Origin of the sequence: Clostridium tagluense, assembly GCF_003865095.1 — a bacterium.
In the GTDB taxonomy this organism is placed as follows: domain Bacteria; phylum Bacillota; class Clostridia; order Clostridiales; family Clostridiaceae; genus Clostridium_AD; species Clostridium_AD tagluense.
On the sequence record NZ_BHYK01000042.1, the window covers coordinates 1 to 16,222 of the forward strand.

At 31.1% G+C, this 16,222-nt stretch carries 14 protein-coding genes and 1 pseudogene; 6 read left to right on the forward strand and 9 right to left on the reverse strand.

Annotated features, from left to right (window positions below; genetic code table 11):
- Positions 1–132: 132 nt before the first annotated feature.
- The 4 genes from Ctaglu_RS21940 to Ctaglu_RS21955 all read right to left on the reverse strand — a co-directional run bounded on the left by Ctaglu_RS21940 (position 133) and on the right by Ctaglu_RS21955 (position 3,662).
- Positions 133–714, reverse strand: a complete 582-nt coding sequence (locus Ctaglu_RS21940; protein WP_125005776.1) for an NAD(P)H-dependent oxidoreductase — start codon at positions 712–714, stop codon at positions 133–135.
- A gap of 111 nt (positions 715–825) precedes the next feature.
- Positions 826–1,248: a MarR family winged helix-turn-helix transcriptional regulator gene (locus Ctaglu_RS21945; protein ID WP_125005778.1), complete on the reverse strand. Its 423-nt coding sequence runs from the start codon at positions 1,246–1,248 to the stop codon at positions 826–828.
- Positions 1,249–1,416: 168 nt separating this feature from the next.
- Positions 1,417–2,502 carry a putative NPN-dependent ornithine cyclodeaminase gene (locus Ctaglu_RS21950; RefSeq protein WP_125005780.1) on the reverse strand — a complete coding sequence of 362 codons (1,086 nt, stop codon included), beginning with the start codon at positions 2,500–2,502 and terminating at the stop codon, positions 1,417–1,419.
- 86 nt (positions 2,503–2,588) lie between these two features.
- Positions 2,589–3,662, reverse strand: a complete 1,074-nt coding sequence (locus Ctaglu_RS21955) for a putative NPN-dependent ornithine cyclodeaminase (RefSeq protein ID WP_125005782.1) — start codon at positions 3,660–3,662, stop codon at positions 2,589–2,591.
- 330 nt (positions 3,663–3,992) lie between these two features.
- Between Ctaglu_RS21955 and Ctaglu_RS21960 the strand changes: the two genes are divergently transcribed.
- A complete protein-coding gene (locus Ctaglu_RS21960) occupies positions 3,993–4,376 on the forward strand; it encodes a hypothetical protein (RefSeq protein WP_125005784.1) in 384 nt (127 codons plus the stop codon).
- Between the two features lie 171 nt (positions 4,377–4,547).
- On the opposite strand, the gene Ctaglu_RS21965 is transcribed toward Ctaglu_RS21960, so the two are convergent.
- The 4 genes from Ctaglu_RS21965 to Ctaglu_RS21980 all read right to left on the reverse strand — a co-directional run bounded on the left by Ctaglu_RS21965 (position 4,548) and on the right by Ctaglu_RS21980 (position 9,023).
- Complete coding sequence (locus tag Ctaglu_RS21965; RefSeq protein WP_125005786.1) at positions 4,548–4,865, reverse strand: hypothetical protein; 318 nt, start codon at positions 4,863–4,865, stop codon at positions 4,548–4,550.
- 144 nt (positions 4,866–5,009) lie between these two features.
- Complete coding sequence (locus Ctaglu_RS21970) at positions 5,010–6,707, reverse strand: methyl-accepting chemotaxis protein (protein WP_125005788.1); 1,698 nt, start codon at positions 6,705–6,707, stop codon at positions 5,010–5,012.
- Between the two features lie 95 nt (positions 6,708–6,802).
- Positions 6,803–7,738, reverse strand: coding sequence for a response regulator (locus Ctaglu_RS21975; RefSeq protein WP_125005790.1), 936 nt, complete (start codon positions 7,736–7,738; stop codon positions 6,803–6,805).
- Between the two features lie 4 nt (positions 7,739–7,742).
- Positions 7,743–9,023, reverse strand: coding sequence for an ATP-binding protein (locus tag Ctaglu_RS21980; RefSeq protein ID WP_125005792.1), 1,281 nt, complete (start codon positions 9,021–9,023; stop codon positions 7,743–7,745).
- Positions 9,024–9,186: 163 nt separating this feature from the next.
- Between Ctaglu_RS21980 and Ctaglu_RS21985 the strand changes: the two genes are divergently transcribed.
- Positions 9,187–10,467, forward strand: coding sequence for a cation:dicarboxylate symporter family transporter (locus Ctaglu_RS21985; protein WP_125005794.1), 1,281 nt, complete (start codon positions 9,187–9,189; stop codon positions 10,465–10,467).
- Positions 10,468–10,577: 110 nt separating this feature from the next.
- A pseudogene (locus tag Ctaglu_RS21990) lies at positions 10,578–10,721 on the forward strand (MarR family winged helix-turn-helix transcriptional regulator); the annotation flags it as partial.
- Positions 10,722–11,162: 441 nt separating this feature from the next.
- Here Ctaglu_RS21990 and ftsH read toward each other — a convergent pair.
- Positions 11,163–12,962 (reverse strand): ATP-dependent zinc metalloprotease FtsH, encoded by a 1,800-nt coding sequence (ftsH, locus tag Ctaglu_RS22000; RefSeq protein WP_125005796.1) that lies wholly within the window; start codon positions 12,960–12,962, stop codon positions 11,163–11,165.
- A 320-nt stretch (positions 12,963–13,282) separates the two neighbouring features.
- Between ftsH and Ctaglu_RS22005 the strand changes: the two genes are divergently transcribed.
- The 3 genes from Ctaglu_RS22005 (at position 13,283) to Ctaglu_RS22015 (ending at position 16,208) form a co-directional block, all read left to right on the forward strand.
- Positions 13,283–13,921 (forward strand): TetR/AcrR family transcriptional regulator, encoded by a 639-nt coding sequence (locus tag Ctaglu_RS22005; protein ID WP_125005798.1) that lies wholly within the window; start codon positions 13,283–13,285, stop codon positions 13,919–13,921.
- A 233-nt stretch (positions 13,922–14,154) separates the two neighbouring features.
- Positions 14,155–14,874, forward strand: a complete 720-nt coding sequence (locus Ctaglu_RS22010) for a LytR/AlgR family response regulator transcription factor (RefSeq protein ID WP_125005800.1) — start codon at positions 14,155–14,157, stop codon at positions 14,872–14,874.
- Positions 14,871–16,208 carry a sensor histidine kinase gene (locus tag Ctaglu_RS22015; protein WP_125005803.1) on the forward strand — a complete coding sequence of 446 codons (1,338 nt, stop codon included), beginning with the start codon at positions 14,871–14,873 and terminating at the stop codon, positions 16,206–16,208. The genes Ctaglu_RS22010 and Ctaglu_RS22015 overlap by 4 nt, the downstream gene beginning before the upstream one ends.
- The last annotated feature ends 14 nt before the right edge of the window (positions 16,209–16,222 follow it).

Here is a 16,222-nt window from a genome sequence, read left to right on the forward strand (position 1 = left end):
GAATAATATACTATATAAGGATGATGAATTAAAAGTATTCATCGACTTTAATTAACATTTTTTTACAAAAACTTAAAAATCAATTTTTTGCCTAAGAGAGAGAATACACAAAATTATTTACACGCCCCCTTATTATAAAGTTTCTTTAACTATATTAGATACTTCCTTTAAATAATCCTCAAGAGTTTCGCTAGAAGCATTAGGAACTGCTCCAAAAAAAGTATGTTCTACTTCTTCTATTCCACTAAAATTTAATATACCTTGATCTGTAGTTTGTTTCATTGAATTATGCATTCCATTTGCAGAATACATTTCACTTGGTGTACCTGTAGTACAAAATAATAATCCTTTCTTACCCTTTAATAATCCATTTGGAACTCCATCTATATACTCATAAGCAAATCCATAGGAAAATACACGATCTATATATCCCTTTAGCATAGCAGGGAATGAAGCCCACCAAACAGGATAAACAAAAGTAATAACATCCGCCCATTTAATATGCTCTTGTTCTGCTAAAATATCTTCTGGAACTTTTCCACTTTGGAAAGCCTCAAAATCTGCTGGTTTAAGTATTGGATCAAATCCAATTTCATATAGGTCTCTAACTATTACGTTAGCTCCATTCTCCTTAGATGTAGTTACAACGGTATCTACTATCCCTTTCCCAAAACTCTTTGAATTTGGATGTGCAAAAACTACTAAATTATTCATAATTAATTCCTCCTGTGATTTATAATTTTATATTATTACTTGCTTGGGCATAATATCTACTATTAATATAGTTTGATGTCCAAGTATATAATTAAAAAAATTTATTCTAACTTAGAAGTTATTATAAATTTTCTCTAATACACTTTCAAAAACTTCTTTCTCGGTTTCACTTATATTTTTATATTCAACTTCGAAAAGTTTGCGTGAAATCTCTTTAAAATTCGGTTCTAATTCTTCTCCTTTTTTCGTTAAGGAAATAATTGTTGACCTGCTGTCAGTTGGATCTTTCCTTGATGAAATATATCCCAATTTAATCAACTTGTTTACTAGCGCTGTCACAGTAGATCTATCTCTATGAATACTATTTGCAATATTAGTCATAGTACATTCGCCATGTTGAAACAAAGTGGCTAAAATATCTCCATGAGAGGGTGCTATATCTACAAAGCCTATCTGTTCTAACTCTTTGAGAATAAATTGATTTGCTTTTTCTCTTATTCTTCCTATTAAGTAAATTGTTTTATTTGTTTTCATATTTTTATTATACTTTGATATCAAAGTATTGTCAATAATAAATTATCAAGTAATTATTAAAGATAAACTAAAAAAACGTAAATAGTTTTAAAGTAATCCTCAACTATCTACGTCTTTTATTTTAAATAGACTTTATTTAAATTGCATACATGATCATAGCTTCTTCAATTACTTGATTAATCCTTCCGCTACGTTAACTATAAAGTCTTGGATATTTGTAACTAATGTCTTAACTTCTAATGTTCCTCTATCAGATAACTTGTTAACAGAGAACTCTTGTATATCTATAGAATATATATATACGGGTCTAACAGTCCCATCTTTTACTGTGTACGATGGAGTCATATTTCCGGCAGCTATGGTATGAAGCACTGATGATAAACATATAAGCATAGTTGCCTTTCTAGTATGTTTTCTCATAGCATTTTGCGATTCATACACATTATCATAAACACCGGGAAGTGTATATCTATCTCTTATACTACCCGCAAGTACTACAGGGACATCATTTTCTACGCAAGCTTTTATTATACCATCTTTAACTTTACCTGAATTTATAAGCTCTTCAAGGGATCCTGCACGTCTAGCCTCATTTATAGTTGCAATATAGTTATAATGAGCATTTTCACGAGACTCAAAAATTTCCTGACCTGAAACTGTTTTGAACATTCCATTTTCTAAATCATAAGTAGCCAGGTTATTTCCAGATAAAACAGCTTGAGCATAGCCATTTTCCACTAGTGAGGCAAAGGCAGCTCTTGATTTCTCATCTAATGCAATTGAGGGTCCTAAAACCCAAACTATTTTACCATCATGTTCTTTTTCATATTGCATAATTTCATATAATTCATCGTAGTCTTTTGAGAAGGCAGTTTCTCTTGATCTCCCACTTCTGAATGCAAATGTATCAACATCTCCATCATCAGAAGCAAACCCTTTAGTATACATATATATACCTTCACTTCCATTTTCAGTTCTTCCTACGACAACTTTATCGCCAGCTTTTAAATTTCTAAATTCCACAACATTTATGTCATCATCTGCAGTAACAACTGCAACACTATCCATACGACTTTCACTGGCTATTACCCATTTCCCTTTAATTTTAAAATATTCAGGATATATTGATAATGCATGATAACATTTATGAGTAACTCCGTCTTTAATTACTTCTTCAGTTGTACAGTCTGGGGCATTAACAAGGAAATCTTGCGAGAAATCCGGCGGTGTAAACTTTGGCAATTCAAAACTCATTTAAAATCTCCTCCTACTAATATAATAATGTATGTTAGTGCGTTTAGAAGTAAATAGGGTAAATTATCTTTTTCAAAGCTGCTATATTAACTCAAGTTTTTTTGAAGATTAACAACAAAATCTTGAACGTTAGTAACTATTGTTTTAACACCTACGTATTCTCTAGCAACTGATACTTGGTTAACTGCATACTCAGCAATATCTACGGAATAAAAATATACTGGTCTTACTTTTCCGTCTACAACTCTATAAGATGAAGCTAAGTTTGCAGTTGCCACTGAGTGAAGAACTGTAGCAAGACAAATTACCACTGTTGCTTTATCTGTTTGTGCTTTCATAGCATCCAGGGCACAAGATACATTATGATAAACAGATGGAAGTGGTCCATCATCCCTTATAGATCCAGCAAGAACCATAGGTATATTCTTCTCTATGCAGGTTTTCACAAATCCATCTTTTATGTTGCCTTCATTCAGTAATGCTTCTATTGAACCTGCACGTCTAGCCTCATTTATTAGATCTAAATGGTTATAATGACCCATTGGAACAGATTCTTGAGTATATATATTTTGACCCAATGCTGTTCCAAGGAGCCCTCCTTCTAGATCATGGGTTGCCATAGCATTTCCAGCCATAAGAGCGTTTACATACCCATTTTCAGCAAGTGCGGATAGTGCAGCTCTAGTATCATAATCAAAAACCACAGCTGGTCCTAGAACCCAAACTATATATCCATTATTTTGTTTTTCATATTCTAGTAATTCATATAATTCACTATAATCTCTTGAAAATGAAGATTCAACAGATCTCCCTAGTCCTACATTGGGTAAGTTATCAAATCCACTAGTATATTGGTATATACCTTCACTTCCGTCTTTAGATTTTCCTAAAACAACTTTATCGCCAACTTTAAGGTTTCTAAATTCCACAATTTCTATAGTGTTGTTATCGCGAAGGACAGCAGTACATTCTATAGATGTTTGGGTTGGAAGCACCCACTGTCCCTTAACTTTAAAATATTCAGGCAATATAGAAGTTATTAAGAAACCTTTGGGAGCAACTCCATCTTTTTTAACTTCACTTATTTTAGCATCTGGTGCATTAACAAAAAAACTCTGCGAGAAATCTGCTGATGCGAACGTTGGTAATTGAAAACTCATTTGAGAGTTCCTCCTTTAGTCGAATGTATTTAAAATAATAGTTAAATTATTTTATAAAATATAACTCATTATAACTAATAATCATATAAAAATAAAGTATAACTAAGATTTTAAATTGTTATTATGCATTATTCTATATATTTAGTGTTGTTTTTGTCAAAAATGGTACAATTTTATTACAAGACTAAGAGAACTAGAATTTATAATAAAGCCATATTGATATTTAGTTAATTTTATGTTAAATATTTGAAATTTCTATTAATATTCTATATAATAGAATAAGGACATAATAGAAAAACATTATAAACTTATACAAGGAGGTGAGTATGTATGAGTGAAAAAAGACCTATATTAATAACGTATGTTGGAGATTTAAATTTTTTAAGTGCTTTTTTATTGATAATATCGTTGTTTCCAAAATTTACTGAACGATTTGGAATCTATTCTATACCTACACCTACTTTTTTAGATGGTATAATTAAAGTATTAATGGTTATGATTCTCTTAATAATATCTTACGGATTTTTGAGGCTAAAAAGATGGGGTTTTTGGTTAATGATAACTTACGATGTATTTTTTTTAATATTACCTATTATTTTTTTGTTAAAACACAATGGACAATCAATTTATGCTCAAGGACTTATACCATCAGCTTTAGGACTAATAATTACTTTACCAACAAAACGATACTTTACCCAAAAGATTGAGTCTTAATAAATAAAAATTGAATTGTGCCAAATGTTAGGTGTAGAGGAAACTTTCTTAACTGCTCAGGAATATATAGATTATAAGAAAAACTATAAAGATAAACTTTAAGATAACTTAAAAAAACCAGTATGATTGTACTGGCTTTTTATTTTAATGTGATTAAGTTACATAATTTATCTATAAAATATCATAAACTTCTTCTTGCTCATACTTCATAATTATATCAAAAACCATAGTTGCCACATCATCTGGCATAGCATTATTTAAAAATAATAATCCAATATCGTTATATCTAGTAGCAATAACATCTTTTACAATTACTTTCCCACTATATCCTTGCAAAATATCTGTAATATGTTTTCCAGGTTTATCAGGGAATTCTTTTTGGTTCCATGATGTAAATCCAATCAATGATTTTGCCATTTCTGGATTAATTCCTTTCTTTATCAAGATTTCATGCCAGGTTAAGCAGATTGAATCAGCTTTTATTATCATAGGGAACACTCCTCACAAATTTAAATTTATTATATATTGTATAGAATTAAGTTTATTAATAAAAAATATTCATTTTTTTTAATATAAATAAGTAATAGGAGCAGGTACCTAACCATAAATTGGCTGTGTATCTGCTCCGTATGATTATAGTTTAAATTTATTTACTTCTTCTATAGTTCTTGTTGCAATTGACGTTAGCTTCTCTGCGCTAATTGCCACGTCCTCTGAGGATGCACTCAATTCCTGTGCAGAAGCTGCTATCTCCTCTGAAGCTGCTGAATTTTCTTCTGATACTGCAGAAGCATTTTCAATTTTCACTATTATAGAATCTTTGTCACTATTTATTTTATTCACTTCTAAATTTGTATTTTCAATTAAAGGTAGCATTTTTTCGATAGCAGTAATAATATCCTTAAATACAGATATTGAACTATCAATTATATCAACTTGATCCACAAGGTCAGAATCCACTTTATTAGTAGTAACTATAACTCCTTCTGTTTCCAATGAAATAGTTTTTAATAAATTATCTATCTCTGTAGAAGAATTTTTACTTTGCTCTGCAAGCTTTCTAATTTCATCAGCAACAACGGCAAAGCCTTTTCCAGATTCTCCAGCCCTAGCTGCCTCGATAGCTGCATTAAGTGCTAATAGATTTGTCTGATTTGCAATGTTGTTTATTAAAGTAGTGATTTCATTTATTTTATTAATACTTGTACCTAACTTAGCAAATTTTGTACTTACATCTTTAAATGCACCACTAATATTAGCAACAGACTTCACCAAGTCCTCTAGCTTCGTATTACTATTTGTAGCCATATTATTAACACTCTTAGCATTAACTTCAACCTCTTCAACAGATAATACTATATTATTTATGGCATTACCAAAAGCATTTAAATTAGAAGACATTTCAATTAAGTCCGTTGATTGAGAAGTTGACCCTTCTGCAACTTCATGTATAGCATTTGCAACCTCTTGGGTTGAAGATGTCATTTCCTCTGATATAGCAGACAAGGATAGCGATTGTTCACTAATAGTATCTGTATTTTCTTTTATTGTCTTTAGTATCTGACTTATAGCACCGATGGTCATTGCTAATTGTTTTTTCATTTTACCAAATTCATTTTTACCAGTTTTATCTAACTCAATAGTAAAATCTCCAGTTGAAATAACAGCTAATGCATTTGAAAACTCTTTAATAGAAGATTTAACTAAGGATATTACTATTAAGGATATTGATGTTAAAATTATGAAAAGAATTATACCCATTGCAATAAATATATTTCTACTGCTATTATATTGCTGCAACGACTTATTATATATATCTTCTGCCGATTTTTGATTTAATTTAGTAAGTTCAAGCATACTTTTAGATAAGTTAGTTCCTGATATACCATATTGTGCAACTTCTTCATTTGTAGCATTTTGACCCTGCTTTTTCTTTTCTTTTACTACATTTATACCGGCAAAGTAATCTTCATAATTTTTCTTAAGAGAATTGAAAGATTCCTTTCCTGTTGATGTAGTGCAGTATTTTTCGATTTTAGCTGTATTTTCTTTAAACAATTTGTCGTTTTCATCTAGAATGGTTATAATAGCGGAATTAAAGGGCCTATCAATTAGTTTAGTGAAATTTTGTCTTATTAGTCCCAGTTCCCCATTAAGCTCTGCTAATATGGAGATAGACATAAGCTGCTCTGAATATATTGTTTCTACATTTCCATTTAATTTTTTCATGTTGATAAATCCATTTATCCCTATTACTAATGAACAAATAAGTGATATAATCCACATTGCAATTACGCTATTAACAATTTTTAAATTTTTAAGATTTTTCAAAGTTATTCCCCCTATAATTTAGTTCAATAGTTTATTTTATGTAATTATTTATCGACTAATTTAAGGTTATCTTTAGTATATAAATACAAGCAAATTTAATAAATATCATTAGAAAAGACTTGCTTTTTAGCCTCAATATAAAGAGTCTTAATAAATTTCTTAATGTTAATGCGTGTAGGAGACATACAGAGATCATCATTTGCAAGTTCCATCATTTTTTTTCTAACTTCTGCAAAGTGGAAATATTTTGAGGCATATTCTTCGAATTTATGATTTGAATAGTCTGTAAGGCCTAGGGATGCTAAATGGTTTAGGGATTGAAAAATTGCACGTCTAATCCTTTGTTCAGAAGCTTTCATTTCCTTTTTTATATCATCTTTATTTCCAGAAACACTATTCTTTTTTGTAGCTATATTTATAAAAATATTTTTTAATGAAGGAAATTCCTGTCCAAGGGGTGTATCCTTTTCAAGCTCAAATAAGTATTCTAATATATTTAATATATCTTTACTGCCACTTTCACTTATTAGACCTAGTTCAGTTAAGAGAAACTGTCCAGCAGTAAGAATATTTTTTTCAGAAGAGGTAGACAAGGTTTTGGTTAGTTGTTTTCCTGTTCCTAAAACACTTAAAGTCTCTTTAATATCATCAATGGATTTTTGTAGCTTCATGTGTGCAACTACTTTTTGAGTAATTCCTATGAACTCAAGTCTATTAATAGGTTTAGTAATATAATACTCAACCCCGAGGGCGTAGGCATTTCCTATCATTTCTTTATTTTCCACCTGGGAAATCATTATTATTTTTCCTTTAAAGTCTGAGCCTAAATCTTTTACAGTATTTAGCCCATCTTTAATAGGCATTAGCAAATCAATAATAAGTATATCTACTTTTTTATATGATAGGAGATTACAATCTATAGTCGAACCATTCTCAGCCTCCCCCACCACTTCTCCAAGATCAAAATCTTCTATAATTTCACTTAAAATAGAACGAACAACCTGGTCATCATCAATTATAAAAAATCGCATATTATCACCCTCTCTGAATTAAATTGCTTATTGGTAATTGAATAACAAATACTGTTCCAAGGGCTTTGCTATTATCTTGTGCTACTATAGTACCTTTAAGGTTATTTACTACATCTTTTACATAGGGAAGACCCATGCCTGTGGATGGCTTCCCGGAATTATCATATTTTGTGGTGTAGCCCGGTTTAAATATAAGCTCTTTTTTATTTTTAGGTATGCCTCCAGCATCATCTGTAACTATAAACTCAATTAATTCACGAGTTTTACATATAGAAAGTTTAATTGATCCGTCAATTTTTATTGCTTCTACAGAGTTTGACACTAAATTATTAATAATAGAAAGTACTGTGTAGACATGCATTGGAGGATAAACATCATTAATTACTGAATCGAATTCAATATTTTTATGTAATGAGTAAGAATATTTTTTGTTTGTTTCAAGAATGATACTACTTATTTCATCAATTGTCATATAATCAGTAGAATTACCATCAGCTATCATCTTGGATAATCCTGCATAAATCCTTTGGTTGTCTTTTTTTATTTCATGTACCTGACCTGTAATACCCAACAATTTTTCGCTTAATTCTTTAACATTTAAAATAGTATCCGTATTTAATAGATTTTGGTAGAGAGTGTAACAATCTCTAGTGATATCTTCAGCATTCTGCAGTGATTTTTTTAATTGAATTGATTCCTCATATAAATTAGAAATCAATAATATCATATGAGAGTTTTGCTTTAGCTGTTTCTCTGCTAAATGTTTTGCGCGATTAAGCATAATAATATAAAAGAAACTTAGTGTAAAAAAGCTCCTTATAAAGGATATAATAATAATTTCGCAAATCATAGTGAAATCTATCAAGTTTCCTAAAATCAAATGTCTAACTATAAGTTCCATCATGCTAGCAGTCATTTCTATTAAAACTGCAAAAAAACCAATTAATAGAGGGCGATGATGAATTTTATTTATCTTTGCTAAATAAAAAAGAAAAGAGTAAGTTACATAATAAAATAGGGAAGAAAAGTGTAATACCAATTCAGAACTAAAATGAAAACTGCCATTAAAATAAGAATCTAAGGTTATACGAAAGGCAACAACCAGAATACCTACTAAAAAACCTGCTAGAATTGCAGGAATTTTACGAGTCCAAAGCAAAAATAAGAAAAATATTGGTATGCCCAGCCCTATTCTAAAACTGCCCTGAAAGGGATAGAACTTGAGTTCACTGGCTAAAGTTACAATGATTGCAATAAAAACAAGAGTAAAGTAATTATCTTTCAAATGAATTACACTCCCTTATAAAATTTATTTTTTTAAAAAGTCAGAACAATTATTTTGTAGTTTTGTGTAAGATTATGTAGTTTTAATTATACAATCATATCAAGATAAAAAATAGATGAAAGATTAAAATAATATAATTATTAAGGAAAGAGAGGGAATGTTCATGAAGAAAATTAAATTTACCCTAGCCATGCAAATTCTTATTGGTCTTATTTTAGGCGTTATTGTAGGAGCTGTATTTTATGGTAATCCAGCAGTATCAACTGTGCTTAAACCAATGGGCGATATATTTTTAAGGTTAATTAAAATGATAGTTGTACCAATTGTTTTCTCATCATTAGTTGTAGGTATAGCTGGTGTAGGAGATATAAAGAAAGTTGGAAAACTTGGTGGTAAAACACTTCTATATTTTGAAGTTATAACTACTGTTGCAATCATTCTGGGTTTATTAATAGGTAATGTATTTCATCCAGGAACTGGCATAGATATGCATTCTCTTGTTAAAACAAGTATTTCAAGTTATGTAGATACGGCATCGACTGTTCAACATCACACTTTTGCAGATACCTTTGTAAATATTGTGCCAACTAATATTGTCCAGTCTTTAGCCAGCGGTGATATGCTTTCAATTATTTTCTTTTCAATTATGTTTGGACTCGGAATTGGGGCAATTGGAGAAAAAGGCAAACCAGTTCTTCATTTTTGTGAAGGAATGGCTCAGGCAATGTTCTGGGTAACTAATCAAATAATGAAGGTTGCACCTTTTGGTGTATTTGCATTAATTGGTATAACAGTTTCCAAATTTGGTCTTGCTGCTCTAATTCCACTGGCCAAATTAGCTATAACAACATACGGTGCTATGATATTCTTTGTAATAGTTATATTGGGATCAGTGGCTAGAATGGTTAATGTAAATATATTTTCCTTTGTAAAACTTTTAAAGGATGAATTAATTTTGGCATATAGTACTGCTAGTTCTGAAGCAGTTTTACCAAAACTTATGGAGAAAATGGAGAAGTTTGGTTGTCCGAAGGCAATAGCATCCTTTGTAATACCAACAGGATATTCATTTAACCTAGATGGATCTACTTTATATCAAGCCATAGCAGCGCTCTTCATTGCGCAACTATATGGAATTCACTTACCATTGCTTACACAAATCAATTTAATGGTTGTATTAATGCTTACTTCAAAAGGTATAGCGGGAGTTCCAGGAGTATCCTTTGTAGTGCTTTTAGCTACATTAGGTTCTGTAGGTATTCCAGTAGAAGGATTAGCCTTCATAGCAGGTATAGATCGTATCTTAGATATGGCGAGAACTGCGGTAAATGTAGTTGGTAATTCTCTCGCTTGTGTAATTATATCCAAATGGGAAGGTCAATATAATCATATAGAAGGAAATGAATATATAGAATCAATGGAGCAAATTGCAGTAAATAGCTAATCAAATTTAGCAACACAAAAAATAAACCTTGCTCACTTTTTATGAGTAAGGTTTATTTTTTTGTGTAATACGCTTACAGATTAATACTTTATTTAAATCCACAATAGCTGGATTTAAGGGTCTGTGAAATAATAGATAAAATTGTTTCAACTGGTGGAAATATGACTGTTGTTATAGATAATTTAGTTAAGGGAAATCTCGTTAAGAGATGTACTGATCCAAAGGATAGACGAGTTAATTTGATAAGTATTACTATTCAAGAACCCCATTCATTTATGTGTGGGAGTTTCAGTTTAAATGAAAGAGATGCTATGGAAATTGTTGAAGAAGATATAAAAATAAAGGCAAAAGTGCTTTCACATTTCATTGTTGTAGAGATGAAAAAGTCTAAAGCGTAATATAACGCTATCATTGCTAAAATGTAGTAGATAGTATACAAAAATCAAAGGAATGCACATGGTTGTGTCATTCCTTTGAATCTTATTATTTATTATATTTTTTAAGGAGTAATATTAAGTTTATATTTAATTAAAGGGGGACTTTAATTAAAAAAATCAATTGCTTTCTATGTATTTATAATAACAATTCTATGTGTCATTAGTGTGACAAAATTGAGAATTGTTTGTAAACTATAGATTTTAATTTTGAACAAAAAAATAAAATCACAGCTATGGTAGCCTGTGACATATTATTAATTAGTTTTTTGCAAATATTTCTTGGAAGTCCACTGCTTCAAGCTTTTCTCGTACTAAAAGCTCTTCCGCAACAGCATTAAGCTTACTTCTATTATCAGTTAGTAGTTTTAATGCTTTTCTATATGATTCATCTATAAGTTTTTTTATCTCTCCATCAATTTTGTTTAGAGTTTCTTCACTAAAGTTTTTACCTTTACCCATGTCTCTTCCAAGGAATACCTCATCACTGCCTGAACCAAAAGCAATTGGTCCAAGAGTATCACTCATTCCGTAGTCCATTATCATTTTTCTTGCAATTGAAGTTGCTCTTTCAATATCATTGCTTGCACCAGTACTTATATCTCCAATAACTAGTTTTTCTGCAACTCTGCCGCCTAATAGTCCTACAATTTCCTCTTCAAGTCTTGATTTAGACATATATGATCTGTCCTCATCTGGAAGACTCATAGTATATCCGCCAGCCCTTCCTCTTGGAACTATACTTATCTGGTGAACAGGGTCTGACATCGGAAGTAAATTCATTACAATTGCATGACCTGCTTCATGATACGCTGTAAGCCTTCTATCGGCTTCGCTTATCACTCTACTTTTCTTTTCAGGTCCAGCAATTATTCTTGTAACTGCTTCTTCAAGTTCAGCCATTCCTATAAGTTTTTTATCTTTTCGTACAGCTAAAAGTGCTGATTCATTCATTAAGTTTTCAATGTCTGCACCTGTAAATCCAGGTGTTCTTTTTGCAAGTACGCTAAGCTTAACTTCAGGTTCAAGATGCTTATTTTTAGAATGAACTGCCAAAATTGCTTCACGACCCTTCGTATCAGGAACTCCAACAAATATTTGTCTGTCAAATCTACCTGGTCTTAGTAGTGCTGGGTCAAGTACATCTGATCTATTTGTAGCTGCAATCATTATTATTCCTTCATTTTCTCCAAAGCCATCCATTTCGACTAACAGTTGGTTTAATGTCTGCTCTCGTTCATCATTTCCTCCACCAACGCCTGCACCCCTTTGTCTTCCTACAGCGTCAATTTCATCTATAAAAATTATACAAGGCGAGTTCTTTTTTGCCTGATCAAATAAATCTCGCACTCTGGAAGCTCCAACGCCTACAAACATTTCTACAAAATCTGAACCCGAGATGCTGAAAAATGGGACTCCAGCCTCTCCTGAAATAGCTCTTGCAAGAAGTGTCTTACCAGTTCCTGGTGGGCCCACAAGTAAAACTCCCTTTGGTATACGAGCACCCATTTCAATGTATCTTTTAGGTTGCTTTAGAAAATCCACTATTTCGGCAAGTTCAGCTTTTTCTTCATCTGCTCCTGCAACATCATTAAAACTAACTTTTTTCGCGGTAGGATCAGCAAGTTTTGCTTTGCTTTTACCAAACTTCATTACACCGCCACTTCCACCGGCGCCCTTGGATTGTTTCAGGAATATAAATCCAAAGCCTACAAGCATTAATACGAATAGTAAATTAGGCAAAAACTGTAACCACATTAACATACCGGATGGTGCTAGGTATGTTTCGGAAACCGGTGGATTTTTTGGATGATCTTTAATAAACTGAAATAATCTAGCAGATGGAACAATGGTTTTATATGTAGTTCCATTTTTTAAAGTTCCAGAGACTGACATCTGATCATCTTCCACCACGAAGCTTTTTATAGTGTTATTTGTCCAATTGGTTTGAAATTGATTAAAATTAATAATTGTTGAATTCTGATTTGTTTTAGAAAACATAAATACTGCGATAATAGCAAGGATTATAGCCCAAACAGCAATACTTGATTTCTTTTTCATCAGAGATCACCTCTCTTTCTCAATATATACTTAACTTTTTTAGGTTCTTAGTCTTTCACTTATTATATACTTAAGCCTACTAAAATTCTATTAATTTCATAATAGGCTCTATAATCTCATTATATTAAATAATAGTTTCCATCAAAGGCATTTTTAAAATATCATAAATCTACAACTCCTCGATTTTTATCCTTTATAAATCAGAGTATATCATAGCAAATAATAAAACACAACAGTTTCAAAACTATTATGTTCAGTTATGTTGAAAAGATGTTTACAGTGTGATATATTTATGGAAAGCAGAAAATGGAGGCTAGGGGATGGATATAATAAATAAATCCGATTTCATTGAAAATTTTGAAGGAAAAGTCCCAGGTAAGATTGGAAGACCTGTAGATAAACGGCGTGATGTCGCTATTCTAAAAGCTGCTTTGGATCTGGTAGCGGAGCAGGGGTATGAGTGCGTCACCATGGATTCTATTGCATTAAGGGCCCATGCCGGAAAAGCTACATTATACCGCAGATGGAAATCTAAACCCTATCTTATAGCAGAAGCCATAAGGTTCATGATGCCTTGTGAGCAGAAGGTTGATATGGAGCGCTGCAGAGACAATTTAAGAGATTATTTGTGTGAATCACTTAGCATATATTTCGGGATAAAAGACGAGGTCAGGCAAAAAGTAATGCTGTCCATTGCAACAGCAATAAGCAGAGATAAATTATTATCCGAAGCTATTAACTTGGATTGCATAACGGATCAAACATGTATATTTAGTGATGCCATAGAGTGTGCCATAAATAAGAAGTTAGACAAGGAGCAATTGAAACTTCTTGCAGATGTTGGCCCAGCATTATTATTTTATCAACTCATAATTACTGGCAAACCCATTAAAATGAGCTATGTAGAACATATTGTTGATAATTTAATAATTCCACTTATAGAACTGAATAAAAAATGAAAAACTCATGTTGCTTTTCTATAATTCATTCAAGTTTATCGGTTGTATGATACGGCCTTATCCTCATTTGCATCATAAAGGTATAGAGATAATTTAGATGATTCATTAGGGTATGGAGAAACTTTAGAAAGCAAATTAAGATTCATAGTGCATGAGTTAAGGAAATTAAAAGTTAAATTAGTAGATAAATATTTTCAAGGGAATATAAGTAAATATTTTTAAGGGGAAATGTTATGCTTAAGGTAATAATTTGTGAAGATAATGCAGTCCATAGGGACAGGCTAAACAATCTTATTGAAAATACTATTTTGAGAGAAGAGCTAAACCTGGAAGTAGCAGTTTGCACAGCGAGTCCTGAAGAAGTGATAAGCTATGTGCAAAAAAATCAAACTGCAGGTATATACTTTTTAGATGTAGATTTGAAAAATAATATAAATGGCATAAGGCTAGGTGAAAAGGTACGGGAAATGGATTCCTTAGGCTTTATTATATTTGTTACCACTCATTTAGAGATGAGCTATTTAGCATTTAAATATAAGGTGGAGGCTATGGATTATGTAATAAAGGACGAGGAAGATTTTAAGCATAGGGTTAACAGCTGCATTTTAAAGGCTTATAACACCTATTATAAATCAGAAAATAAAAAGGGATACATATCCATAAAAGATGAATCAAGAATAATAAATATAAAGCTTTTTGACATTTTATTTATTGAAACTACAGGAGTAGCTCATAAGATATGTGTGCATGAGGAAGACAGGCAATTTGCCTTTTATGGTAATCTAAAGGATATTAAGGAAAAGCTTACTCCAAACTTTTACAGGTGTCATAAGTCTTATATTGTTAATAAGGATAAAATCAAAGAAGTGGACAAGAAAAATAATAAAATAATAATGGAAAATGGAGAGGAATGTTATGTTTCCTTTAGGTACATGAGGGGGCTTTTAACATGACCTTTGAAACTTTTATAAGAAAAACTTTAAGTTGTCTGATTATACCATCCTTACTTATGAGCATTTTATGTTGTATTTCTATATATATTTTGAATAAGGAATTTATAGGAAAAGAGGAGATAAGAAAAATTTTTTTTATTTCTATCATAATAGGAATGCCTATTGGTACTGGTTCTTATCTAATAACTCTTCCTGTACTTTGTATAATTACTATTTTTCAGCTAAGAAACACTAAAAGTAATATAAAAGCATTGCTAACAATTTATGTGGTTTATTTATTGCATACGCTATACATTTTTGCATATACTTTTTCAGGTAAGAGCTTATACAATATACCAATAAGCTACAGCTTTTCAGAATTTTTTATATTGTTGCCGGTGGTTATTTTAAGTTGTTTCATAATAATGAGTGTTGTAAAAAGAAAAAAAAGTTATAAAGAGCTTACATCAGATCAATTAAGGTTTAGAATGATATTAATTACAAGCATACCTTTGACTTTGATGATATATGGGATTTTTCCTTTTTTAACAGCTAACACAATAGATAAGGATAAGATAGATTTTATTACAAGTAACTTTATACCAGCAGTATTGCCTTTAATAGCAATTATTCTTATAACTATAATTGTGTATAACTATGACAAGAGCTTAGAATATAGGGTTAAGCTTAAAAGGGAGACTAAGGAAAAGAAAGAAATAGTGGAATACTCTAATATGATAGAGGAAATGTACGGACAAACCAGAAGATTTAAGCACGATTATATGAATATGCTGACTCCTCTTAAAGAATACATAGATAAAGGTGATATAGAAGGATTAAGAGAATTTTTTTATTGTAATGTTATTGACATGGACAAGGACATAAAGTGGAGTAATAGCAATATTGATAAGCTAAAATACATCAAGGTAGACGGCCTTAAAGCAATACTATCTACAAAACTAATAAAGGCAGTAGGACTTAACATTGATATAAAAGTAGAAATAGTTGAAGATATAAAAAATATAGCTATGAACATAATGGATTTATGCAGAATCACTGGGATACTGCTAGATAATGCTATTGAAGCTGCACAAAAATGTGAATACCCTAAGCTTTATGTTTGCCTAGTAAACAAAGATAACTACGTGATCATGGTTATTGAAAATAATTTTTTTGGACAGAAACCTAAGATTTATAATATATATGAAGAGGGCTATTCCACAAATGGAAAAAGACGCGGGCTAGGTTTATATAGCGTAAAACAAATTATAGATAAAAAATATCATAATGCATTCTTAAACACAAGCATTGAAGGTAATATGTTTGTTCAAGAATTGTGGATAAAATATATTTAAAAAGTATCCTATGT